This is a genomic window from Citrobacter sp. B72 (assembly GCF_016894305.1).
Lineage (GTDB): Bacteria > Pseudomonadota > Gammaproteobacteria > Enterobacterales > Enterobacteriaceae > Citrobacter > Citrobacter portucalensis.
The window spans coordinates 2605611-2630787 of sequence record NZ_CP069801.1; the positions used below are offsets into that span (position 1 = coordinate 2605611).

The 25177-nt window shown below is 49.7% G+C and carries 22 protein-coding genes; 15 read left to right on the forward strand and 7 right to left on the reverse strand.

The window, feature by feature from the left end; all coding sequences use genetic code 11:
- Positions 1-418: 418 nt before the first annotated feature.
- The 6 genes from ydgH to folM all read left to right on the forward strand — a co-directional run bounded on the left by ydgH (position 419) and on the right by folM (position 6879).
- Positions 419-1363 carry a DUF1471 family protein YdgH gene (gene ydgH, locus JQN59_RS12420; RefSeq protein ID WP_003832856.1) on the forward strand — a complete coding sequence of 315 codons (945 nt, stop codon included), beginning with the start codon at positions 419-421 and terminating at the stop codon, positions 1361-1363.
- Between the two features lie 245 nt (positions 1364-1608).
- Positions 1609-2991: an amino acid permease gene (locus JQN59_RS12425; protein ID WP_149607207.1), complete on the forward strand. Its 1383-nt coding sequence runs from the start codon at positions 1609-1611 to the stop codon at positions 2989-2991.
- Between the two features lie 654 nt (positions 2992-3645).
- Complete coding sequence (locus tag JQN59_RS12430) at positions 3646-4785, forward strand: hypothetical protein (RefSeq protein WP_149607206.1); 1140 nt, start codon at positions 3646-3648, stop codon at positions 4783-4785.
- Positions 4786-4830: 45 nt separating this feature from the next.
- Positions 4831-5358 carry a hypothetical protein gene (locus tag JQN59_RS12435; RefSeq protein ID WP_048214242.1) on the forward strand — a complete coding sequence of 176 codons (528 nt, stop codon included), beginning with the start codon at positions 4831-4833 and terminating at the stop codon, positions 5356-5358.
- 53 nt (positions 5359-5411) lie between these two features.
- Positions 5412-5891, forward strand: a complete 480-nt coding sequence (locus JQN59_RS12440) for a hypothetical protein (protein ID WP_048214243.1) — start codon at positions 5412-5414, stop codon at positions 5889-5891.
- Positions 5892-6156: 265 nt separating this feature from the next.
- The gene (gene folM / locus JQN59_RS12445) at positions 6157-6879 is read left to right on the forward strand and encodes a dihydromonapterin reductase (protein WP_048214244.1); all 723 of its coding nucleotides are present in this window, start codon (positions 6157-6159) and stop codon (positions 6877-6879) included.
- Here folM and JQN59_RS12450 read toward each other — a convergent pair.
- On the reverse strand, positions 6876-7211 hold the full coding sequence (locus tag JQN59_RS12450; RefSeq protein ID WP_008784705.1) for a GlpM family protein: 336 nt from the start codon (positions 7209-7211) through the stop codon (positions 6876-6878). The genes folM and JQN59_RS12450 overlap by 4 nt on opposite strands.
- Before the next feature lie 117 nt (positions 7212-7328).
- Here JQN59_RS12450 and rstA point away from each other — a divergent pair, with 117 nt between their 5' ends.
- The gene (gene rstA / locus JQN59_RS12455; RefSeq protein WP_003832842.1) at positions 7329-8072 is read left to right on the forward strand and encodes a two-component system response regulator RstA; all 744 of its coding nucleotides are present in this window, start codon (positions 7329-7331) and stop codon (positions 8070-8072) included.
- A gap of 91 nt (positions 8073-8163) precedes the next feature.
- Here rstA and JQN59_RS12460 read toward each other — a convergent pair whose 3' ends face one another.
- Both JQN59_RS12460 and JQN59_RS12465 read right to left on the reverse strand, forming a co-directional pair.
- Positions 8164-9192: a HoxN/HupN/NixA family nickel/cobalt transporter gene (locus tag JQN59_RS12460; protein WP_149607205.1), complete on the reverse strand. Its 1029-nt coding sequence runs from the start codon at positions 9190-9192 to the stop codon at positions 8164-8166.
- Between the two features lie 120 nt (positions 9193-9312).
- Positions 9313-10155 (reverse strand): aminoglycoside phosphotransferase family protein, encoded by an 843-nt coding sequence (locus JQN59_RS12465; RefSeq protein ID WP_149607204.1) that lies wholly within the window; start codon positions 10153-10155, stop codon positions 9313-9315.
- 189 nt (positions 10156-10344) lie between these two features.
- Here JQN59_RS12465 and JQN59_RS12470 point away from each other — a divergent pair, with 189 nt between their 5' ends.
- Positions 10345-11136 carry an MBL fold hydrolase gene (locus JQN59_RS12470; protein ID WP_048214249.1) on the forward strand — a complete coding sequence of 264 codons (792 nt, stop codon included), beginning with the start codon at positions 10345-10347 and terminating at the stop codon, positions 11134-11136.
- 26 nt (positions 11137-11162) lie between these two features.
- On the opposite strand, the gene JQN59_RS12475 is transcribed toward JQN59_RS12470, so the two are convergent.
- Entirely contained in the window at positions 11163-11507 is a 345-nt protein-coding gene (locus JQN59_RS12475; protein WP_048216318.1) for a DUF1294 domain-containing protein, read from the reverse strand.
- A gap of 234 nt (positions 11508-11741) precedes the next feature.
- On the opposite strand from JQN59_RS12475, the gene JQN59_RS27180 reads away from it, so the two are divergent.
- From JQN59_RS27180 to tus, 3 genes are all read left to right on the forward strand, one after another.
- The gene (locus JQN59_RS27180; RefSeq protein ID WP_103014909.1) at positions 11742-12260 is read left to right on the forward strand and encodes a hypothetical protein; all 519 of its coding nucleotides are present in this window, start codon (positions 11742-11744) and stop codon (positions 12258-12260) included.
- A gap of 232 nt (positions 12261-12492) precedes the next feature.
- Complete coding sequence (gene rstB / locus JQN59_RS12485; RefSeq protein WP_032943359.1) at positions 12493-13794, forward strand: two-component system sensor histidine kinase RstB; 1302 nt, start codon at positions 12493-12495, stop codon at positions 13792-13794.
- A gap of 75 nt (positions 13795-13869) precedes the next feature.
- A complete protein-coding gene (tus, locus tag JQN59_RS12490) occupies positions 13870-14799 on the forward strand; it encodes a DNA replication terminus site-binding protein (protein ID WP_103014910.1) in 930 nt (309 codons plus the stop codon).
- On the opposite strand, the gene fumC is transcribed toward tus, so the two are convergent.
- On the reverse strand, positions 14796-16199 hold the full coding sequence (gene fumC / locus JQN59_RS12495) for a class II fumarate hydratase (protein WP_048214253.1): 1404 nt from the start codon (positions 16197-16199) through the stop codon (positions 14796-14798). The genes tus and fumC overlap by 4 nt on opposite strands.
- A gap of 141 nt (positions 16200-16340) precedes the next feature.
- Positions 16341-17987 carry a class I fumarate hydratase gene (fumB, locus tag JQN59_RS12500; RefSeq protein ID WP_149607203.1) on the reverse strand — a complete coding sequence of 549 codons (1647 nt, stop codon included), beginning with the start codon at positions 17985-17987 and terminating at the stop codon, positions 16341-16343.
- A 262-nt stretch (positions 17988-18249) separates the two neighbouring features.
- Here fumB and manA point away from each other — a divergent pair, with 262 nt between their 5' ends.
- Together manA and JQN59_RS12510 are read left to right on the forward strand one after the other, a co-directional pair.
- Positions 18250-19425 carry a mannose-6-phosphate isomerase gene (manA, locus tag JQN59_RS12505; protein ID WP_149607202.1) on the forward strand — a complete coding sequence of 392 codons (1176 nt, stop codon included), beginning with the start codon at positions 18250-18252 and terminating at the stop codon, positions 19423-19425.
- A 106-nt stretch (positions 19426-19531) separates the two neighbouring features.
- Positions 19532-21040 carry a YdgA family protein gene (locus JQN59_RS12510; RefSeq protein WP_100272901.1) on the forward strand — a complete coding sequence of 503 codons (1509 nt, stop codon included), beginning with the start codon at positions 19532-19534 and terminating at the stop codon, positions 21038-21040.
- A 47-nt stretch (positions 21041-21087) separates the two neighbouring features.
- Here JQN59_RS12510 and JQN59_RS12515 read toward each other — a convergent pair whose 3' ends face one another.
- On the reverse strand, positions 21088-22116 hold the full coding sequence (locus JQN59_RS12515) for a Mal regulon transcriptional regulator MalI (RefSeq protein WP_048226587.1): 1029 nt from the start codon (positions 22114-22116) through the stop codon (positions 21088-21090).
- Between the two features lie 169 nt (positions 22117-22285).
- Here JQN59_RS12515 and malX point away from each other — a divergent pair, with 169 nt between their 5' ends.
- Positions 22286-23878, forward strand: coding sequence for a maltose/glucose-specific PTS transporter subunit IIBC (gene malX, locus JQN59_RS12520; protein ID WP_149607201.1), 1593 nt, complete (start codon positions 22286-22288; stop codon positions 23876-23878).
- Positions 23879-23888: 10 nt separating this feature from the next.
- The gene (locus JQN59_RS12525) at positions 23889-25061 is read left to right on the forward strand and encodes a MalY/PatB family protein (RefSeq protein ID WP_149607200.1); all 1173 of its coding nucleotides are present in this window, start codon (positions 23889-23891) and stop codon (positions 25059-25061) included.
- Positions 25062-25177: the final 116 nt, after the last annotated feature.

The following is a 25177-nucleotide window of genomic DNA, read 5'->3' on the forward strand; positions in this document are numbered from 1 at the left end:
AACAAACTCTGTATAACCTACTGAAAATGACGCCTGTGATCTAGCGCCAAAAAACAGTATTTATTATGAAATTCGCAAAATAGAGATGAATCGAACCTCAGACAGATAAAATGCCCTAAAATAACCCGCAAAGGCTGATAATTCGCTCAAGCGAAGCGGCAAAACATGATTACCTACCTGCCAAAAACAATTGATTAACATTAAATTAACTTATGAAATTCAACTGCTTTATCAGTTTTGGTCACCAAACGCCGAAATTTTCGGCATATCACAAAATGTTATCGCTGTTGTTACCTAACGTGACACGATGAGTGAAAAATGACGCAGACACTGACACAATTTAAATGCAATAATCAGCGACGTTTCTAGTCAATAACAATACCAGTACCTGGTTTGCGCAAGGCGAAGGATTATTTTTATGAAGCTTAAGAACACTCTCCTGGCGTCCGCACTAATTTCTGCGACTGCTTTTTCTGTAAATGCAGCGACAGAATTGACGCCGGAGCAAGCGGCTGCCCTGAAACCCTATGACCGCATTGTGGTCACCGGTCGTTTTAATGCTATCGGTGATGCGGTTGCTGCCGTTTCGCGCCGTGCAGATAAAGACGGTGCAGCCTCCTTTTATGTTGTTGATACCTCAGATTTTGGCAGCGGCGGTAACTGGCGCGTTGTTGCCGACGTCTATAAAGCCGACGCTGAAAAAGCGGAAGCGTCAAAAAACCGTGTCATTAACGGCGTTATGGAATTGCCAAAAGATCAGGCCGTTCTGATAGAACCTTACGACACCGTTACAGTGCAAGGTTTCTACCGTAGCCAGCCTGAAGTAAACGATGCCATCACCAAAGCAGCGAAAGAGAAAGGTGCTTACTCCTTCTATATCGTGCGTCAGGTCGATGCCAACCAGGGCGGCAACCAGCGTATTACTGCATTCATCTATAAAGCTGATGCTAAAAAACGCATTGTACAAAGCCCTGATGCGATCCCAGCAGATTCAGATGCTGGTCGTGCCGCATTAGCAGCAGGTGGCGAAGCCGCGAAGAAAGTTGAGATCCCGGGCGTAGCAACTACCGCTTCTCCGAGTGCTGAAGTTGGCCGCTTCTTCGAAACGCAATCCACCAAAGGCGGACGTTACACTGTCACGTTGCCGGACGGAACCAAGGTTGAAGAGCTGAACAAAGCGACCGCCGCCATGATGGTACCGTTCGACAGCATCAAGTTCACCGGTAACTACGGCAACATGACGGAAGTCTCTTATCAGGTAGCAAAACGCGCAGCGAAGAAAGGCGCGAAGTACTATCACATTACCCGCCAGTGGTCAGAACGTGGTAACAACGTGACGATCAGCGCCGATCTGTATAAGTAATACCCAATGCCTTATCAGGTCTACAGTCCTTGTAGACCTGATAATTTCGCGCAGTTCTGTTTCCAGACAAAACAAAAACAGCAGTATTAAGACAACTTTTCACACTATTAGTCACAAATCTCTCTATCCCCATTGCATGCGTTCTCTTCTCTCCGTAAAATCCCGCGCCTTAGTGGCTTTCACCATTTTTATGCGGTTTGCCAAAATAATTATTCTCTCACTCTCGTTTTTGTAACTGGATACAAATGGAAAAGAAATTGGGTCTGAGCGCACTGACCGCGCTGGTTTTAAGCTCAATGCTCGGCGCTGGCGTTTTCAGCCTGCCACAAAATATGGCGGCAGTAGCCAGCCCGGCTGCATTACTGATTGGTTGGGCGATTACCGGTGCGGGTATTCTTTTGCTCGCCTTTGCCATGCTGATCCTGACGCGTATCCGTCCTGAACTGGACGGCGGTATCTTCACCTATGCACGTGAAGGTTTCGGCGAGTTGATTGGCTTCTGCTCTGCGTGGGGATACTGGCTGTGCGCTGTTATCGCTAACGTTTCGTATCTGGTCATCGTCTTCTCTGCGCTCAGTTTCTTTACCGACACACCGGAATTACGTCTGTTCGGCGACGGTAATACCTGGCAGTCGATTGTCGGCGCATCGGTACTGTTATGGATAGTCCATTTTCTGGTGTTGCGGGGAGTACAAACCGCGGCCAGCATTAACCTGGTCGCTACTCTGGCAAAACTACTGCCGCTAGGCCTCTTTATCGTGCTGGCGTTCATGCTGTTTAAGCTCGACACCTTTACTCTCGATTTTACCGGCGTCGCGTTGGGCGTGCCTGTCTGGGAGCAGGTCAAAAACACCATGCTCATCACCCTGTGGGTTTTCATTGGTGTGGAAGGTGCGGTGGTGGTATCTGCCCGCGCCAGAAATAAACGCGATGTTGGGCGCGCCACGCTGTTAGCTGTACTCGCCGCACTGGGCGTTTACCTGTTAGTCACCCTGCTATCCCTCGGCGTTGTCGCGCGGCCAGAACTGGCAGAGATCCGCAATCCATCAATGGCCGGTCTGATGGTTAAAATGATGGGGCCATGGGGCGAAATTATTATTGCCGCGGGTCTGATTGTTTCCGTGTGCGGTGCCTATTTAAGCTGGACGATTATGGCTGCAGAAGTGCCGTTCCTCGCCTCCACGCACAAAGCGTTTCCGCGTATTTTTGCACGACAGAATACACAGGGTGCGCCATCGGCATCGCTGTGGCTAACCAACATCTGTGTACAAATCTGCCTTGTGCTAATCTGGCTCACAGGCTCCGACTACAATACGTTACTGACAATCGCCTCAGAGATGATTCTGGTGCCCTATTTGCTGGTCGGCGCATTTCTGTTAAAAATTGCCACCCGTCCGATTCATAAGGCTGTCGGTATCGGCGCGAGTATTTATGGCATCTGGTTATTGTATGCGTCAGGTCCGATGCATCTGCTGCTGTCTGTAGTGTTGTATGCGCCAGGGCTGCTGGTTTTCCTTTATGCCCGTAAAACGCACACGCATGAAAACGTATTAAAACGCCAGGAGATGGCGCTGATCGGCCTGTTGCTTGTTGCTGCTGTGCCAGCTACCTGGATGCTGATAGGCTAACGTTATACCCATCGCTGGCTTCGGAAAATATCAGACTATGAATATCCTGATAAAGGATTATCGGGATATCATGGTTAACGCTGATTAATCGAAAATAATCGCTCTCGCTCTCCCTTCATGCTTGCCCCCACACTATTTGTTGTTGCGTGTGAAGCGCTTATCACAGCTCTCCAGATGATGATTCATCACAAGGTGTGATCCCCCCCTATTGAGTTCGAGTTATTCTTTCTACACTTCACAATCGCAAACTGCTTTACGGCGCAACAGTCAGTCACAATCACCTGCTTTATCTTCTTATGAATCACAACATAACATACAGAAACACATCATAACCTTCTCAATTTTTTGTTCACTTTTCATATTGATAAAAGATAAAAAAGAAATACCTCACGAACACACATACATCATAATACATGGACAAACAAAAGGACAATTAATCATCACACAATTAACTATTTGTGCTTTATGTTGTGTTGAGTTTATCATGCAGTTGTGTTGATATTTGTGTTTGATGATAATGCAACCCGTGCGCTGGTCCCACCAGCTACACTCCCCTCGTCAATTATGTCGGAAATAAAAAAGGTTTATTAATAGCTGTTACTGCATCGATTAATTATGTAATCGGCAGCATTTAGTCATTGAGGGACAAACAAAATGATAAACAAAGAATTAATGATGACACCCCCTATTAATCCTAAATGGAGTTTTAAAATGTTTAAGAAATCAGTGGTTGCAGTATTAATAGTTCTTCCTATGTCTGCTTTTGCTCATGGTCACGGTGGCCATGGAGGTATGGGCGGTCACAATTTTGGTGGCCATGGCCATGGTGGTAACATTGGTCATGCTTTTAGTGGTCATTCGTTTGGTGGTCACTTTGCGGAGCGCATGAATGCAGGTGGTGGCTTCACAGGATTCTCTAAAGGCTCCATCAATATGAGCGATCACCCCATTGCAGATAACACGACTCGTTCCATCAGTGTGAAAGATGGTGTCGTCACTAAAAACATTGCCTACAACGGTGTTAATGAACAATATTCTGCGACAACCACAATCAGTCAAGAAACAGGTGTGGTTCGTACCTCAACAGTTACTCGTGATGGTGTGACCAAAACAGCATCAACTGTTGTGTCGCCTGAAATGCGTTCCCACACCGTTGACGTGACGAACGGTGATGTAACGCATTTCTCCGATCATAGCTATGTTGAAGGCGTTGGCGGCCTGTCGATTCACGGCACTAAAGAAGGTGATGAGGCTATTGGTACAGTCACTGCATACAACGATGTATCCAACGCAGTGAAAACTACCCACGCGCTCAAAAATGCTGACCTGACTCGTGTAGCATCAACAGTGATTGCACCAACCATGCGTACTCATAACGTTATGGTGAAAGAAGGTGATCTCACAATCACTCACCTTCGTGGTTATGTTGGAAATGAGACTGTTGGGTATGGTTTCTCTAAGGGCGTAGCTAAAGAAGATGGTTATGCAATCGAAACTTCAGTCAACTCACTTGGCATAGCAACTGTTGGGGCATATGGCCCTAGTCACTATGCAGAGAAGGCAGAAAATCTGAAAACGGGTGAAGTGAAAACAATCACCGATATCACTCCGCCACAACCAACTCCTGTTGTCGTACACGTTGTACCCGTAACTCCTCTGACTCCTGCGACGCCTGTAAATCCTCCTGTCGTGGTTCACGTTGTTCCAGCATCAACGATTACCCCAGCCACTCCAGCGACTACCGTGTATAACGATAAACTCGGTGATAGTGTCATCTTGTATTGGAATATCTAAACTAAATGAGGCTGGAGCAATCCAGCCTTTTTAGAGGAAATAATTATGTCAGTTTTAACAGCAGCAGATTTTCTAAAACTTATTGATCTTGAACCATTCAAGAAGCCAAACAATGAAGCAGGTGTCTCTGTTCAGCGTGGTATTGAATTAGAAAAGCTACGCCTTGCTGTAAAAGAAGGTCATGTAAATCTCCGTTTTTTCCTCAAATGGTTAAATGCATCTGCTGGCTGCCGTTTACAAGAGCGATGGTTAAACAAGTTTTTCGCCGATGATCTCGGAGAAATTCCCGCAAGATTTCAGCAGTCCCCCAGTAAGAGCACAGAAGAAAAGCTAAAGGAAGAAGTTGCCCGTCTCACAGCGGAACTGAGAGCGTCACAGCAACAAAATCAGGTTATTGCTTCTATCGCTTCTGAGGACAATCAGAAAGCCATTTTTGCGGGTATCGTCGAACGTATCGAAGAAGAATCACAAGCTGAACTAAAAGCTTTTGCAGAGAAGGCCGCAACACGGGCAAAACAGAAAGCAATAGAGATGATGATAGCTATCTTTCCTAATTGGAAGCCATCAGATTGAACACAAGAGGCTGTGTGTATTATCATGCTTCCTTAATCATTTAAGGGTAGACAATGAAGAACGTAAATCTGATCTTACTCGGAGACAGCACACAGCCACAAGAACGCCGAATGAAAGAAGCGTTAAAGATAAGCAAGGACGTAAAACCTGCCGCTGTATTAGATGCTGTGAAAGAGGCGTATGAAGACACAGGCAAGAAACCTAAGCTGAACTATGCACAACTATCACGATGGAGAAAAGGTTTAACCTTCTATCGTTCACCACCGCCAGAAGACGCTGTAGATCAGTATTCAGATTTATTTTCCCCACTCTACCAACTCCTAGAGAATCCGGTGATTGTTGCTTCTATCGACATATCAGAATTTGAACAGAGATTGAAGATTCAGATTAAAGAACGAGAACAAAGATTGATTGAAGCAAGAAGGATTGAAGCAGAACGTATTCTACAAGAAGCAGAAGAAAGAGATCGCAGAAAGTTCACAGAAGAATTCAATAAAATAATGGATAAACTGAGAGAGCTTAGGAAAACGTAGCTACAATGGGGAGCCTGTTTTCTGGTTCCCTTTTTTAATGACTAATCATTCTATTACGTTAATCCCCCTCTCTCTATTACTCCTTCAACTATAGCCCGACTAAAATGTGCTCACCGCAAAATCAGGATGCTGTAACAAACCCCAACAACTTTATTCCTGTGTGCTACTGTGTACAAATGAGTTTGCACTGATCACCAATGTTTCATACACCACTTACACCCTTTCTCTTGTAAAATGCTGTTTTTAATGGAGCCTGAGTATAACAATGGGTAAAAAACCTCCTTTGCCAATTCTTATCACCGGAGGTGGTCGTCGTATCGGCCTCGCTGTCGCATGGCACTTTCTGAACCAAAAACAGCCAGTTATCGTCAGCTACCGAACTCACTATCCTGCCATTGACGGCCTGCGAGAAGCGGGCGCGATTTGTATCCCGGCTGACTTTTCCACGGATGAAGGCGTGCTGGCCTTTGCTGATGAGGTCAAAGCACAGACGGATGGCTTGCGCGCCATTGTGCACAATGCCAGCGCCTGGGTCGCCGAAAAACCCGGCACACCGCTCAGCGAAGTACTGTCACGCATGATGCAGATCCACGTCAATACGCCCTACCTGCTCAACCACGCGCTGGAAGGATTGCTACGCGGTCATGGGCACGCAGCCAGCGACATCATCCATTTTACGGATTATGTTGTGGAGCGTGGCAGCGACAAACACATTGCTTATGCTGCCAGCAAAGCGGCGCTGGATAATATGACCCGCTCGTTCGCGCGCAAACTGGCACCGGAAGTGAAAGTGAACGCGATTGCCCCCTCACTTATCCTGTTTAACGAGGGCGACGATGCAGAGTATCGCCAGCAGGCACTAAACAAATCACTGATGAAAACCGCGCCTGGTGAAAAAGAGGTCATTGATTTAATTGACTACCTACTAACCAGTTGTTTTGTCACCGGACGTAGTTTTGCCCTTGATGGCGGGCGTCATCTGCGTTAGTGCAGTTTGATCCAACAAAAGATCAGCAACCACGCGCTCAGGCTCCAGCACACTACTGCACCGCCGAGCGCGATGGGTAAGCGCATAAACCCGGTGAAATACCACAGTGAAACAAGGTAGACAAAATAGGGAATAATCGACCACATACTGAATACAATGGTTGTTCGTAACGCCTCGATCCCACGCTCACTGGCCACGATGTAGTGGGCAATCAACGCAAACGTCGGGAACAGTGGAATTAATCCAGCAATATAGTAATTCTTTGTTTTCGCCAGCAAACCTATCAACACCACCACCAGCGCACCTAGCGCCGCTTTTATAACGAGTCCCATCACTCTGCCTTAACACATCAATAACATCAGCCTCTAGCATAACGGAAGCGTTCTTGTTTAGAAAAGATTAATGGAAGGAAAAACCGGGGCGGTGTATGTTGGCGTTTTATATTCAAAATGAATGATATGAACACCATCGTATTTGTTGAAGATGATCCCGAAGTTGGCTCACTGATTGCAGCCTATCTGGCCCGGCATGATATTGAGGTTATCCTTGAACCTCGTGGTGATTTGGCCGAGGAGAAAATCCTGCATGTTCAACCCGATCTGGTGTTATTAGATATCATGCTGCCGGGCAAAGACGGGATGACTATCTGCCGCGATTTACGCGGACGCTGGCAAGGCCCGATTGTCCTGCTCACCTCGCTGGACAGCGACATGAACCATATCCTGGCGCTGGAAATGGGTGCCTGTGACTACATTCTGAAGACAACGCCGCCAGCTGTACTGCTGGCTCGTCTGCGCCTGCACCTGCGCCAGAATGAACACTCAGCACAGTCTAAAGGCATTCAAGCGGCAACCATCACTCCGCACACAACGCTGCGCTTTGGCACACTCACTATCGATCCCACCAACCGCTCCGTGCTGCTCGGCGGCGAGCAAATCTCTCTTTCCACCGCTGATTTTGAATTACTGTGGGAGTTGGCAACCCATGCCGGGCAGATTATGGACCGTGATGCGTTGCTAAAGAACCTGCGCGGCGTAAGTTATGACGGTATGGATCGCAGCGTTGATGTCGCGATTTCCCGGTTACGCAAAAAACTGCTCGATAACGCGACTGAACCCTATCGAATCAAAACGGTACGCAACAAAGGTTATCTGTTCGCACCGCACGCCTGGGACGACGAGCCGCAGAAGTAATCCAACCGGGCCGGTCACTTTGATCGGCCCTATTAATTATCTGGCGTTACACTGTCACTTAATATTATTTAACCCTATTATTGATAGCTAACTAACTAGACGTCAGTCCGTCGTATTTTTTCCAACGGTAGTTTACGGCGGAGATAATCCAGCAGCCGATAAAGACGCCAATAATCGCAAAACCAACATTCCCCATATGGTCACTCAAATTGCTGACGGTATCCCACAACCCCCCCTGAAGCGAAAACGCGTCAGAGAGAAGTCCCAGCGCCTCCAGCCCGCCAATAAATAGCGCAACAATCACGGAAGTCCTGGTAATGGTCATATTGTAATAGAGCTTACGTTGCGGCTTATTGAACGCCCATCCGTAGGCCTCAACCATCAGAATACTGTCGAGACAATCAATTAACGCCATACCGCAGGTAAACAGTGCCGGGAATACGAGAATTGACCAAACTGACATGCCGCTGGACGCGCTTGAAGCAGAAATTCCCAGCAGAGAAATTTCAGTGGCGGTATCAAAACCCAGACCAAACAGAAAGCCGACAAAATACATATGCCAGTCTTTACCTACCAGCCGAAACGCTGAGCGGAAAAGCCAGTTTAGGGGGCCTGAAACTGTAATGTCTTCCGTGGTGCCATCGTAAGTACCGGTGCGTTTAAGATGGCGGAATGCCTTCCAGACCTGGCAGAAAATAATGAGATTGATGGTAGCCAGAATCAGCAAAAATACGGCAGAAACCGTAGTTCCTATCAGACCGCCGACATTCTGAAACCATGCCATATGTTGCTTAAACACGCTGGTAGTTAACGCAATGCCAATGCTGGCCAGCACCACAATGGTAGAGTGTCCCAGAGAAAACCAGGCCCCCGTTGTCAGAGCACGTTTTTTCTGCTGCATGAGTTTACGCGTCGCGCTGTCTATCGCGGCGATATGATCGGCATCAACGGCATGGCGCAAACCATAGCACCACGCAATCAGACTCAGTGCCAGTAAGGAAGTGTTGTTGCGAAACGCGGTGAAAGCCCACAGCCACGCTACGATGTTTGCCCCGATGAGTAAGACCATCAACAAAAGAATATTCGGGCGTTTTTTTAATAATGAAAACAATGCGTTCATTGTTTCCGGCCTGTCAAATTTTCGCTCAACAACACACCACACCGCCGTTCATTGATTGATTAATACAACGTTTACCAGGCTAATGATAACTCTTAAGAATTACTAACCCAGTGTCGTAGATCAAAATTGATTACCACCTGAAGCAAGTTCTGCCATCGCTAGCTCCGCAATACGCAGAGGTACCGTTGCGCTGTCACCCTCTTGCAGAAACCAGACGGACGACAACCCACACCAGGCAACAATCCACATCAGTAAACGCTGCCGTTCAATTCTGGCGATTTCAGACACAATGTTGACTCGTTGCGTGAATATTTCCGGCTCAATGGCGACAGGTCTGGTAGGTTCGGCAAGATCGGGGTTAGTAAAGATATTGGCATAATCAAAGCCACGCTCGCCCACCAGCCCTTTGGGATCGATAGCCAGCCATCCTCTCGTTCCGAAATCAAGAATATTGCCGTGGTGTAGATCGCCATGTAATACGACTTCATCATGGGGTGAAGATAGCAGTACGTTTGCCACCGAATCACAACGCGTCAGGATACCGCCATGCTTTTTCGCGGCAGGCGCCAGATCGCGAAACCAATGGTGCAGAGGTGTTAACGCAGGCGTAGACGCATTTCGGGAGAGATGGAGTCTACTGGCAGCATGGCAAATAATGCGACAGGCCTGCGCATCGTTGCCAGTCCAGGACATGTCCGCTAAAGACCCTGTCCCTGTCGCACGTTCCAGCAGAATCGCCCCTACTGCATGAGCAAGTACTTTCGCTGCGCCATTTCCGTTCCACCAGACCATGAGTTCACAGCCGATCCGTTCACTGTCATCGTCGGTGATCTTTAGTATGGCTTTCTGACCGTTCTTGACCACCACCACAGGCAAAAGCTGCGATGTGTGAGTTTCAAACGGTTCACCATCTGGAGTGAGCCCCCAACGGTTGAGCCAGGTGTTGAACAGACGATTTTCCAAACAATATCCTCATTTTTCTCTGGAAGATGGTAATCAAAAGGATCCGTGTCGGCATTATTCCTGTTTTCTTTTGGTTGAGCCACAACCCCCACTTCCATCATCACTGACTTATCGGGTAGAGCACTAACAGGCACATCCTTGTGTATCTGTGTGCCATGCTGACTGTGTTCGGTATATGAGGAGGACACGATGATCACGTTATGCAAAACCTGTGGAACATCCTATGAGGTAACTGGCGCCCATCCGGAACATTGCGATATCTGCCTGGATGAACGTCAATATGTCCCCACAAGCGGGCAGAAATGGATCGATTTTGACACCCTGTGTGCATCGCATACAAATAAGTGGAAGCAACACGACAGTACTCTCCTCAGCATCCGCACCGTTCCTGATTTTGCAATTGATCAGCGCGCGTTTCTTGTGCGTACCCCAGAAGGAAATATTCTGTGGGACTGCATTGCCACGCTCGACGATGCCACAAAAACGCTAATAACGTCCCTTGGCGGCCTTAAGGCTATCGCGATTTCGCATCCTCATTACTACACCACCATGCAGGACTGGGCTGCGGAATTTAACGCGCCGATTTACCTTCATGCCAGCGACAGAGGGTGGGTAATGCGTGACAGCCCGTGGATTAGATTCTGGGATGGCGACACCATTGAGTTAACCCGTGACGTCACGATGATACGTCTCGGCGGGCACTTTGCTGGCGGCTGCGTCCTGCACTGGGCGCGTGACGAAGGCGTCGTGCTTTCTGGCGACATCGTTCAAGTTACACCAGGTGCCCATGCAGTCTCATTTATGTGGAGCTACCCCAATATGCTACCGTTGCCAGCCGCCACCGTCAGCGACATCATCCAACGCCTGAGAACAGTGAAATTTAAGCAACTTTACGGCGCATTTGAAGGTAAAGATATTACGCAAAATGCCGATGAAATTGTGCGCCGTTCAGGTGAAAAATATATTTCCTGCCTCAAATAAACCGGCAGTTTATTCACCAACCATGCTCAGGAGAGTAAAAATGGATATAGCTTATAAATCATGCCCATCACAGAAATACTCACTATAACACTGATAATGAAGTAGGTTTTGAAAGGCTGCTTTTGTGTTTTATGGCGAAAGATTTGTTGACCCGCTATCGCGCCGCCCCACCCGCCCACAACGCCAAACACCAGCAATGTGGATTCCGGCACTCTGCGCCAGTCCTTGCGTGCCGCCATTTTGTCCACGCCGTATAACAGCAACGTCAAAACGTTGGCGAGTAGAAACCATATAACAAGAGGATAAGCGGTGAAAATGCAGCCGACCGCTGCGAAAATGAGTAGCGAATAACAGCAGCGATTGAGATTCATATTTTCAGTCACAGCACTTTTCAGGAAGTATAGGCACGCATTATACGCAAGGTCAGTCATCCCTGCCACGGGTGAGAATATCCATTTTTTTATTATACCTATATCCCCAAAGATAGCGCAAATTCTCTGGTCTGCGGCGTACCTAACAATTCAAACAAGAGAGGCGTTTTCATTATTCAAAACAAATGGTAATTTATTAAACCCAAATGGAGAAATTGTTCTGGAGTCACAAGGATGAGAAAATACTCATATCCATATTTGTTTTTTGTTACCGTCTCATCTCTCGGCGCAATATTTCTCTTTTACTGGTGGAAGGTAACGATATACAGAGCGACATTTCTCTACCCGCTCACATCCAAATACCTCATGCTTATTTCTCTGGCAGTGTCATTGTTAATTACCTTATTTCTGGTAGGTAATGGGATAATGAAAAAAAGTCCCTTCCAAACCTATCTGAAATTATTTGGTGGCATCAGCATTGCCATGGTGCTGTTTTCAGTGATCATGGTTATGGCGATAACCTGGTTCATTCCGGGTGTCCCCTCGTCCTATACCGCCACATACGTCTATGCTACAGGAAGTTCTAAAAGCTGTTCGGGGGCTGATGTTGACGATCCGGATCTCGGGACTAACATCAGAATTTGCTATCCCGAAGGGAACTACGAATATAACAACACCATCTACGTTGAGAAACGAAGTAACCTTTTAGGTGCGGTCGTGACATACGCCAGAACAACCCCATCCCGATTTTGATTAACTTACAGCGTAGAAAGCAATGCGTGATCCAGCGAAAGGTCATTCCGCGCCCGTAGGAGCCATAAGAATGCAGAAAAGAGATATACAGTGTACTCTGCGTGGACAAGCACGCCGGATGGTGATCGGAGAACCTTTCTGAACCCACGCATCGGCGGATACCGCTGTGCCCACTTTTTTCCCCTGAGGGACACGTGCACTCGCTAACTTATTGAGCGTTCGGTGATTTTTTATGAAGAAACTGTTTGTGCAGTTTTACCTCCTGCTGTTTGTCTGCTTTTTGGTGATGACCCTGTTGGTCGGTTTGGTATACAAATTCACCGCAGAACGCGCAGGCAGACAGTCGCTCGACGATTTGATGAAAAGCTCGTTGTACCTGATGCGCAGTGAACTACGTGAAATCCCGCCACGCGACTGGGGTAAGACGCTGAAGGAGATGGATTTAAACCTCTCATTTGACCTGCGCGTTGAACCGCTGAATAAGTACACACTGGATGCCCCAACCATGCAGCGTTTGCGCGAAGGCGATATTGTGGCACTTGACGATCAATACACCTTTATTCAACGCATTCCTCGCAGCCATTATGTGCTGGCCGTCGGTCCGGTTCCCTACCTCTATTTTCTCCATCAAATGCGCTTGCTGGACATCGCGCTGATGGCGTTTATTGCTATCTCACTGGCCTTCCCGGTACTGATCTGGATGCGCCCGCACTGGCAGGAAATGCTCAGACTCGAATCCGCCGCACAACGTTTTGGTGAAGGTCATCTGAGTGAACGCCTTCATTTTGACAGCGGTTCCAGCTTTGAGCGCCTGGGCGTAGCGTTTAACCAAATGGCCGACAATATCAATGCGCTGATCGCCAGTAAAAAACAGCTCATCGATGGTATTGCCCATGAGCTTCGTACCCCGCTGGTACGTTTACGTTACCGGCTGGAAATGAGTGATAACCTCACCGAGCAGGAATCTCAGGCTCTGAATCGTGATATTGGCCAACTGGAAGCGTTGATCGAAGAGTTACTGACCTACGCCCGCCTGGATCGCCCGCAAAATGAACTGAAGCTCAGTGTACCGGACTTGCCTGCTTGGTTAACCACCCATCTGGAGGATGTGCAAAGCGTGAATCCTGACCGTGAGGTGCACTTACGTCATCTCGAAACTGGCGACTACGGCGCGTTGGATATGCGCCTGATGGAGCGGGTCCTGGATAATTTGCTGAACAATGCCCTGCGCTATTGCCAGTCTACAGTGCAAGCCAGTCTGCTGCTGAACGGCAATCAAGCCACGCTGGTAGTGGAAGACGACGGCCCCGGCATTGCACCAGACGCTCGCGAACAGATTTTTGAACCGTTTGTACGCCTTGACCCCAGCCGTGATCGGGCGACCGGGGGTTGTGGGCTTGGGTTAGCCATCGTCCACTCAATAGCGTTGGCTATGGGAGGGACGGTCGTCTGTGATAAAAGTGAACTTGGCGGTGCCCGGTTTACTTTCCGTTGGCCCGTCTGGCATAACATTCCTGAAATTTCGGCTGCCTGACCTATTCTGCTCGGTGGCCACGTGGTGGATGTTGTGTTATAAAAAAAAGTATGTTGTAACTAAAATGGTAAATCTATGGCCCGTTACGATCTCGTTGACCGCCTGAACGGCACCTTTCGCCAGATGGAACAAGAACTGGCGCTTCTGAACGAAAACCTGTTGCAGCAGACGCTGCTTATTGCCCGCGTATTCTCGTTACCGGAAGTGGTCAAAGAGGCAGAGCATGCCCCTCTGCAAAACATTGATGTTAAGCAGCATTTAGGCAAAGAGGCTGAAGCGCTGGCACTGCGTCATTACCGTCACCTGTTTATTCAACAGCAGTCCGAAAACCGCAGCAGCAAAGCGGCCGTCCGCCTACCGGGTGTATTGTGCTACCAGGTTGATAATGCGGGGCAATGTGCTCTGGAAGAACAAGTCCAGCGTATAAACCAGTTGAAAACCACCTTCGAGCGCATTGTTACAGTAGAATCAGGGCTGGCGCCGGCAGCACGTTTCGAATGGGTGCATCGCCACCTGCCGGGGCTGATTACACTGAATGCCTATCGCACGCTCACCGTTGTCAGAGATCCTGCCACCCTCCGATTCGGCTGGGCTAACAAGCACATTATTAAAAACCTGAAACGCGATGAAGTACTGCAGCAACTGGAAAAAAGCCTGACCTCACCGCGCAGCGTACATCCCTGGACACGTGAAGAATGGCAGGCGAAGCTTGAACGCGAATATCAGGATATCGCCGCCTTACCGCAGCAGGCCCGCCTGAAAATTAAAAGACCGGTAAAAGTGCAGCCTATTGCCCGAGTCTGGTACAAAGGAGAGCAAAAACAGGTGCAATATGCCTGCCCGACACCACTAATTGCACTGCTTAATAACGACAACGGTATGACCGTACCGGATATCGGCGAGTTACTGAATTACGATGCCGATAACGTTCAACATCGTTTTAAACCTCAGGCGCAGCCGTTGAGATTGATTATTCCCCGGCTGCACCTGTACGTTGCGGATTAACTGCCTGGCCGCATGCTGCCAACCATCAGTTCCGGACGTACCCAGCTGTCGAACTCCGCTTCGGTTAGATATCCCAGCGCCAGAGCGGAGGCTTTTAGCGTCAGCCCTTCTTTATGCGCTTTTTTGGCAATTTCAGCCGCTTTATCGTAACCGATATGGGTGTTGAGCGCGGTCACCAGCATCAGCGACTCATTGAGCAGTTGATCTATTCGTTCACGGTTGGGCTCGATTCCCATCGCGCAATGTTCATTGAAGCTTTCCATACCGTCCGCCAGCAGGCGTACCGACTGCAGGAAGTTGTGGATGACCATCGGTCGATAGACGTTGAGCTCAAAGTTACCTGACGCCCCGCCCATATTGATGGCGACATCGTTACCCATCACCTGGCAGCAAAGCATGGTCAGCGCTTCACACTGGGTAGGATTGACTTTACCCGGCATGATCGAGCTGCCCGGTTCATTTTCCGGAATTGAAATTTCGCCAATACCACAGCGCGGGCCAGATGCCAGCCAGCGTACATCGTTGGCGATTTTCATCAGCGACGCTGCCAGTCCTTTTAGCGCTCCGTGGGCATGAACCAGGGCATCGCAGGTGGCCAGCGCTTCAAATTTATTCGGAGCGGTAACGAACGGCGCGCAGGTAATGACCCGCAGTTCATCCGCGACCCGGCGGGCGTATTCGGGATGAGTGTTCAGTCCGGTACCTACCGCGGTTCCCCCCAACGCCAGTTCTGCTACATGCGGTAAACTGTTTTCAATGTGTCTGAGGTTATGTTCAAGCATTGCTACCCAGCCGGAAATCTCCTGGCCAAGCGTAAGTGGAGTTGCATCTTGCAGATGTGTACGACCAATTTTAACGATATCGGCGAAAGCGTGGGACTTATCACTGAGCGTTTTAGTCAACACATTTAATTTTGGGATCAAAGATTTACGCAGCGCCAGCAGTGCGGCAACGTGCATTGCGGTCGGGAAGACATCGTTCGAGCTTTGGCTTTTATTGACATCATCGTTGGGGTGTACTTTTCGCTCCATCCCCCGCACGCCGCCCAGCAATTCGCTGGCCCGGTTTGCCAGCACCTCGTTCATGTTCATATTGCTTTGCGTGCCTGAGCCGGTTTGCCAGATGGCCAGTGGAAACTCATCGCGGTGTTTATCTGCCAACACCTCATCTGCAGCCTGCATAATAGCCCTGGCTTTATCCTCCGCCAGCAGCCCCAGATCCTGGTTAACCTTTGCCGCGGCGCGTTTCGTCAGCGCCAGCGCATGGATCAGCGAGACCGGCATTTTCTCCGTAGAGATACGAAAATGCTCCAGCGAACGTTGGGTTTGCGCGCCCCAAAGCTTATCGGCAGGAACATCAATCGCCCCCATTGAATCATTCTCGCGGCGTACCGTTACCATTACCTGCTCCTTACATTAACAGTTGATTAGGTTATGTTTCGACATTGCCCATTTGCATTGGTCTTATGAGTATTAACGAGGATAAAACTGTCGTTTGGTGGTTCGTGCGGTAAAAAAAACCGCCCCGAAGGGCGGCTGACGTTACTTAACGCAGCGTGCGCACTGCGACGTCTGAATTTGCTTGAAGAAATCGTTGCCTTTGTCATCTACCAGAATAAATGCCGGGAAATCTTCTACTTCAATTTTCCAGATGGCTTCCATCCCGAGTTCCGGGTATTCCACGCACTCCAGGCCCTTGATACTGCCCTGAGCCAGTACCGCGGCGGGGCCGCCAATACTACCCAAATAGAAGCCGCCATGTTTATGGCAAGCATCGGTCACCTGCTGGCTGCGATTGCCTTTCGCCAGCATAATCATGCTCCCACCAGCGGCCTGAAGCTGGTCAACATACGAGTCCATACGTCCGGCAGTGGTTGGACCCAGCGAACCAGAGGCATAACCTTCCGGCGTTTTTGCCGGACCTGCGTAATAGATCGGGTGATCTTTAACATACTGCGGCAAACTTTCGCCGTTATCCAGACGTTCTTTCAGTTTCGCATGCGCAATATCACGGCCAACGATAATTGTACCGTTGAGCGACAGACGTGTGGAAACCGGATACTGGGAAAGCTGAGCCAGAATCTCTTTCATCGGACGATTGAGGTCAACACGTACCGCTTCGCCCTCTCCCGCCTGGCGCAGCTCTTCCGGTATAAATTTGCCAGGATTATGTTCCAGTTTTTCGATCCAGATACCTTCACGGTTGATCTTGGCTTTGATATTTCGATCGGCTGAGCAAGAAACACCCATGCCAACCGGACACGACGCGCCGTGACGCGGCAGGCGGATCACGCGGATATCATGCGCGAAGTACTTCCCACCAAACTGCGCGCCAAGCCCCAAATTCTGCGCCTCAATCAGCAGCTCTTTTTCCAGCTCTACATCGCGGAATGCCTGACCATGTTCGTTACCTTCTGTCGGCAGTTCGTCGTAGTATTTTGCAGAAGCCAGTTTGACCGTTTTCAGCGTGGCTTCTGCCGATGTTCCACCGATTACGAACGCGATATGATACGGCGGACAAGCCGCAGTGCCCAACGTACGCATTTTCTCAACCAGGTAATTTTTTAATTTGCCCGGTGTTAGCAGCGCTTTGGTTTCCTGGTACAGATAGGTTTTGTTCGCCGAACCACCGCCTTTGGCAATACACAGGAATTTGTATTCATCGCCGTCGACGGTATACAAATCGATTTGTGCTGGCAGGTTGGTACCGGTGTTCACCTCTTTATACATATCCAGCGCGGCGTTTTGTGAATAGCGCAGGTTGTCTTCGATGTAGGTGTTATAGACGCCTCGTGCCAGCGCCTCCTCATCACCCCCACCGGTCCAGACACGCTGACCTTTTTTACCCACGATAATCGCAGTTCCGGTGTCCTGACAGGTCGGCAAAATGCCTTTTGCCGCGATGTCAGAGTTACGCAGGAATTGCAGGGCCACATATTTGTCGTTTTCGCTGGCCTCCGGGTCGCGCAGAATATCAGCTACCTGCTGTTGATGTGCGGGACGCAGCATAAACGACGCATCATGAAAGGCCTGACGAGCCAGCAGGGTTAAGGCTTGCGGTGCAACTTTAACAATCTCCTGCCCTTCAAATTCGGCAACAGAGACATAGTCGCTGGTCAGCAGATAGTATTCGGTATCATCCTTTTTGAGGGGGAAAGGATGCTGATAATGAAAGGGTTTGTTTGACATTGTGCTCTCACTTACTGCTCGGTCTGGTTATTCTCTGGGCAGATGTTCCATTGCCCTGCTTCCCTGCCGCAGATCCGGTTGTAGAAGGAAGAGCTTTCTGCAACCGGAATTACTCAGGGTATTAAAAGCGAGTCACCATATCCTACACATTTTTTTAACAAAAACTGAGACAAGTACGACTTTTTACATGTGCAGGTTACTTCCCTCAGGGTTTCTTGGTTTAATAGCCGTAGAAAATTCAACATTGAAACAGGGCTTGATAATGCAAAAACTCATCAACTCAGTGCAGAACTACGCCTGGGGAAGTAAAACGGCGTTAACGGAACTCTATGGCATTGCCAACCCCACTCAGCAACCGATGGCTGAGTTGTGGATGGGCGCGCATCCGAAAAGCAGTTCGCAGGTTCTGGGCGCTGACGGTCAGACGGTTGCTCTGCGCGACGTTATCGAGCACGATAAATCCGCACTGCTAGGCGAAGCCGTAGCGCAACGTTTTGGTGAACTGCCCTTCCTGTTTAAAGTACTCTGCGCTGCTCAACCGCTTTCGATTCAGGTTCATCCTAACAAACACAATTCTGAAATTGGATTTGCCAAAGAAAACGCCGCGGGGATCCCGATGGATGCCGCCGAGCGCAACTACAAAGATCCTAACCACAAACCAGAACTGGTATTTGCTTTGACGCCTTTCCTGGCGATGAACGCATTCCGCGAGTTCTCTGACATTGTTGCATTGTTACAACCCGTTTCCGCCGCACATCCGGCTATTGCACATTTCCTGGAAGAGCCGAGTGCGGAACGTCTGAGCTATCTTTTCGCCAGCTTGCTGAATATGCAGGATGAGGAGAAATCCAATGCGTTAGCGATCCTGAAATCGGCGCTGAACAGCCAGCAGGGTGAACCCTGGCAAACCATCCGTCTGATCGCTGACGTCTACCCGAACGACAGTGGGCTTTTCTCCCCGCTGCTGCTCAATGTGGTGAAACTCAATCCAGGCGAGGCTATGTTCTTATTTGCCGAAACCCCGCACGCTTACCTGCAAGGTGTGGCGCTTGAGGTGATGGCTAACTCGGACAACGTGCTGCGCGCCGGACTGACGCCAAAATATATTGATATCCCGGAACTGGTCGCCAACGTGAAGTTTGTCGCCAAGCCAGCAAACCAGTTACTGACCACGCCGGTTGAATCTGATGGTGAACTGGACTTCCCAATCCCGGTTGACGATTTTGCGTTCTCCCTGCATGAGCTTACTACCAGTGGCGCAGATATCAGCCAGCAAAGTGCGGCCATTTTGTTCTGCATCGAGGGTGAAGCCGTGCTGAGCAAAGGCGAGCAACGTCTGGTTCTGCGACCGGGTGAATCGGCCTTTATTGGCGCGAATGAATCGCCGGTTAACATCAGTGGCGCAGGTCGTTTAGCCCGGGTTTATAACAAGCTATAGCAAGATACTGATATTTTTAACAACTCTTGCTAAGCTGTAGTGTGTTAAAGACATGTCACTCCTCCAGGCGTCTTCAAACGCCTGGTTTTATTTTATGGATATCGAAATGAAAAAATCGCTGGTAGCTGCGGGTGTGGTGGTTGCGCTGGGTATCGTCTGGACGGGCGGCGCCTGGTACACAGGTAAGAAACTTGAAACGCATCTCGCCGAGATGGTGACACAGGCAAACGATCAGTTAAAACGTTTCTCCCCTGAGGCGGGCATTGAACTGAGTTATCAAAACTACCAGCGCGGGGTGTTCAATAGCCAACTGCAATTGGTGGTGAAACCAATCGCCGGGCAGGCAGATTCCTGGCTAAAACCGGGGCAAAGTATCGTCCTGAATGAAACCGTCGATCACGGTCCATTCCCGCTGGCGCAACTGAAATCACTGAATCTGGTCCCGGCTATGGCCTCCGTGAAAACGACGCTGGTCAATAACGACGTTACCAAACCGCTGTTTGATATTGCCAAAGGTGAGTCGCCATTTGTCATTAACTCCCGTATCAGCTACAGCGGCGATACCCGTTCCGATCTCTCCCTCAAACCACTGAACTATGAGAAAGGCGACGAAAAAGTAGCCTTCAGCGGCGGGGAATTCCAATTTACAGCAGACAAAGAAGGTAATGCTGTCTCGCTGACAGGCAATGCGCAAAGCGGTGTGGTCAATGCGGTCAACGAGTATGACCAGAAAGTACAAATGACTTTCAATAACCTGAAAACTGAGGGTTCCAGCAGTATTGCCAGCTTTGGTGAGCGCATCGGCGACCAGAAATTGTCACTCGATAAACTGTCGATTTCCGTCGAAGGTAAAGAGTTGGCGGTTCTGGAAGGCATGGGTATTGATGGTAAATCCGATCTGATCAACGACGGTAAAACTGTCAACAGCCAGTTGGATTACACGCTGAACAGTCTGAAATTGCAGGGTCAGGATATGGGTAGCGGTAAACTGACGCTGAAAGTTGGCCAGATTGACGGTGAAGCACTACACCAGTTCAGTCAGCAATATAGTGCCCAAACCAAGGCACTGATGGCGCAGATTGATGTGGTACAAAATCCTGAGCTTTATCAGCAAAAAGTCACTGAAGCCTTCTTCAATGCGCTGCCGATTCTGATGAAAGGCGAGCCGGCTATCACCATTGCCCCGCTGAGCTGGAAAAATGCAAAAGGTGAAACCGCATTTAATCTGTCACTGCTGCTAAAAGATCCGACAGCAAATACTGAGGAACCACAAACGCTGGCTCAGGAAGTGGATCGTTCGGTCAAATCACTGGATGCTAAGCTGACGATTCCGGTTGATATGGCGACTGAGTTCATGACGCAGATTGCCAAAATTGAAGGCTATCAGCAGGAGCAAGCGGCCGATCTGGCGAAGCAACAGGTGAATGGCCTGGCGGCAATGGGTCAGATGTTCCGTATTACAACGATGCAGGACAACGTCATCGGCTCCAGCCTGCAATATGCAAACGGCCAGGTTACGTTAAACGGACAAAAAATGTCGCTGGATGAGTTTGTTGGTATGTTCGGTATGCCTTCTCTCGGCGAGCCGGATGTCCCGGCTATTCCGCAACAGTAAATACGCGTGACAACAGGCCCGATAACCGTGTGTTTATCGGGCCTTTTTTATTTTGCCACCACCAGCCGGGCGGAAAGCGTTAAGTTACGTGAATGACCATCATCGTGCCCAATGCGCTGTAGCATGCGCTCAGCAAGGGTATAACCCATTTCACGCGCGGGCGTGCAGGCCCAAATAATGGGGATATCGTCCAGTGCATTTTCCGCTACATCGGCAAACCCGGCTAACGAGATCTGCTGTTCGAAGTAGCGATCTACGCCAATTTCACCACTCTGACGCCCTGCTCTCATCAGGCCAAACCAGGCGCCAACGGCTATGGTTTCGTTGTAGCACACCACTGCGCTGATCGTTGGGTTACGACGTAACAGCGCAGTCACCTCCTCTGCGGCCTGCTTTTGGCTGGATGAGCACTCCAGCACCCAGTCGCTATGAAACGGTAAACCATACTTTAGCAATGTCGTACAATAGCCGCCGACACGCTCTGCACGGGTCAATGAAGAACTCTGCCCCCCCAACCACGCGATGCGCTGATGCCCATGGCGTATCAGATGTTCAACCAGCAATTGCGCTGCCTGCATGTTGTCAGGCCTGACGGTGTCAACGTCATCCAGGTAGCTGGCCCGAGACGCAAACACTACCGGAATCCCCTTATCGGCGGCCAGTTGTTGAAGGTCGTCGCTACTGCCGGCAGCCCCGGCGATCACCACACCATCAACCCCTTGATTAAGCAGCATAGCGAAACGCTGCGCCAGCTGTTCGCCATCTCTGCCACCATGTAATAAAAAAACCATGCGCCCCTGCGCTTCTAATGCTTCCGTCAGACCCGCTGTCAACTCGGCGTAAAACGGGGTGGAAAGGTCGCGCACGATCAAACCAATTACCCCGCTCTGGCCGCCACGCAGCGCTGATGCCTGGCGATTACGCACAAACCCCAGTTGCTCAATCGCGGCATTCACCCGTTCGCCGGTCGCGGATGAAATACGGCCTTTTCCACTGAGCACCAATGAGACGGTACTAACCGAAACGCCCGCGGCCAGCGCAACATCATGGATGGTTATTTTTTTGGCTATAGCCATAAAAACGGAAAACTCCCTGATAACGTGACGGATAAAACGTTTTATCAATCACTTATATTTATACGCCCTATTATCGTTCGATAATGTGATTTATACCGCACTAAAATTAGGTAAAACGTTTTATCTTCTCGCCATCATTAGTCAGCTAGCTTTTACGAGGAGTCGTTTGATGACGACGAGAACCACACCAAAAATTACGTTATGGGAATTTTTCCAGCAGTTGGGCAAAACCTTTATGCTGCCCGTGGCTCTGCTCTCATTCTGCGGGATCATGTTAGGGATCGGCAGCTCGTTAAGTAGTCATGATGTCTTAACGCTGATTCCGGCATTGGGTAATCCGGTACTGCAGGCTATTTTTACCTGGATGAGCAAAGTAGGCTCATTTGCGTTTAGCTTCTTACCGGTGATGTTCTGTATTGCCATACCTCTCGGCCTGGCCCGCGAGAACAAAGGCGTAGCGGCATTTGCCGGTTTTGTTGGTTATGCGGTGATGAACCTTGCCGTCAACTTCTGGTTAACCGCGAAAGGTATCTTGCCTACCACCGATGCCGCGATCCTGAAGGCCAACAACGTGCAGAATATCCTGGGGATCCAGTCGATCGACACAGGGATCCTCGGCGCTGTTATTGCCGGGATCATCGTCTGGATGCTGCATGAACGTTTCCACAACATTCGCCTGCCGGATGCACTGGCGTTCTTCGGCGGTACCCGCTTTGTACCAATTATCTCTTCGGTGGTGATGGGACTGGTCGGCCTGGTCATTCCCCTGGTTTGGCCGGTTTTCGCCATGGGCATTAACGGGCTCGGCCACATCATCAACAGCGCGGGCGAATTTGGTCCAATGCTGTTTGGTACCGGTGAACGTCTGCTGCTGCCGTTTGGTCTGCATCATATTCTGGTGGCGCTCATTCGCTTCACCGAAGCTGGCGGCACGCAGGAAGTCTGCGGTCACAGCGTGAGCGGCGCACTGACTATTTTCCAGGCTCAACTGAGCTGCCCGACAACACAAGGTTTCTCTGAAAGCGCAACCCGCTTCCTGTCGCAGGGTAAAATGCCGGCGTTCCTCGGGGGTTTGCCGGGGGCAGCGCTCGCTATGTACCACTGTGCTCGCCCTGAAAATCGTCATAAAATTAAAGGGCTGTTAATTTCTGGTCTCATTGCCTGCGTGATCGGCGGTACAACCGAACCACTCGAGTTCTTATTCCTGTTCGTTGCCCCTGTTTTGTATGTAATCCACGCCCTGCTGACCGGTCTTGGTTTCACCGTGATGGCTGTGTTAGGCGTCACCATCGGTAACACGGACGGTAACCTGATTGACTTTGTGGTATTCGGCATTCTGCACGGACTCTCTACCAAGTGGTATCTGGTCCCTGTCGTAGCTGCGATCTGGTTCGCGGTGTACTACGTGATCTTCCGTTTCGCCATCACACGCTTCAATCTCAAGACCCCGGGTCGGGACGTCGAAATTGCCAGCAATATCGAAAAAGTCATGGCGGGAGCACCGAGTAAATCCGGTTACAACGTCCCTGCCATTCTGGCGGCGCTGGGCGGTGCGGAAAACATTGTCAGCCTTGATAACTGCATTACCCGTCTGCGCTTGTCAGTGAAGGATATGTCGCTTGTGAACGTACAGGCACTGAAGGACAATCGCGCCATTGGCGTAGTGCAACTCAATCAGCATAATCTTCAGGTTGTTATTGGTCCGCAGGTCCAGTCAGTGAAAGACGAGATCGCAGTTCTGATGAACACCGTACAGGCTTAAGGACAATAATATGTTTGATTTTTCAAAAGTTGTGGACAGGCATGGTACCTGGTGTACCCAGTGGGATTACGTTGCCGACCGTTTTGGTTCAGCCGACCTGCTGCCGTTCACCATCTCCGATATGGATTTTGCCACCGCCCCCTGCATTCTGGAGGCGCTGACTCAGCGCCTGTCACATGGCGTGTTAGGTTACAGTCGCTGGAAAAATGATGAATTTCTGGCGGCGATTAGCCACTGGTTTCTCTCGCGTCATAATACCCAAATTGATCCTCAATCGCTGGTTTATGGCCCCTCGGTCATCTATATGGTGTCGGAGCTGATCCGCCAGTGGTCCTCAGCAGGGGATGCGGTGGTCATTCATACGCCAGCTTACGACGCGTTTTACAAAGCGATTAAAGGTAATCAGCGCCAGGTATGCGCTGTCGGACTTGAAAAACGCGCTGACGGCTGGTTTTGCGACATGGTTGCACTAGAGAAAGCCCTGTCCCGGCCTGAAAGCAAAATTCTCCTGCTTTGCAGCCCGCACAACCCAACCGGTAAGGTATGGACGCGCGATGAACTGGAAACCATGGCGGAACTGTGTCAGCGCCACGGTGTAAAAGTCATTTCTGATGAGATCCATATGGATATGGTATGGGCAGACCAGCCGCACATCCCGTGGAGTAACGTCGCACGCGACAGTTGGGCGCTGTTCACCTCCGGTTCAAAGAGCTTCAATATTCCGGCATTAACCGGGGCTTACGGGATTATTGAGGATGAGCAAAGTCGCAACGATTACCTCAGTGCGTTAAAGGGTCGGGATGGTCTTTCCTCACCTGCAGTGCTCGCGCTTAGCGCACATATCGCAGCCTACCAACAGGGCGCTAGCTGGCTTGATGCGCTGCGGGATTATCTTGCCAGTAACCTGCATTACATCGCGCACGAACTGAATGACGCATTCCCCGAACTGAACTGGCAGGTTCCGCAATCCACCTATCTGGCATGGATTGACTTGCGTCCACTCAACCTTGATGACCACGCACTGCAGGAAGCACTCATCCATCAGCAGAAAGTCGCCATCATGCCCGGATACACATACGGAGAAGAAGGACGCGGTTTTGTGCGCCTCAATGCCGGATGTCCACGTTCCAAACTTGAAAAAGGCGTTAAGGGGTTGATTAACGCCATCCGCACAATACGTTAAATAGTCTTGCGCAATGAAGAACTCATTGCGCAACTCCTTATATAAAAAAACAAATCTGTTTTTTATCGTTTTTTTAATACCAATTCCTCCCTGACTTTTCCTGCCAGTCAAAATCA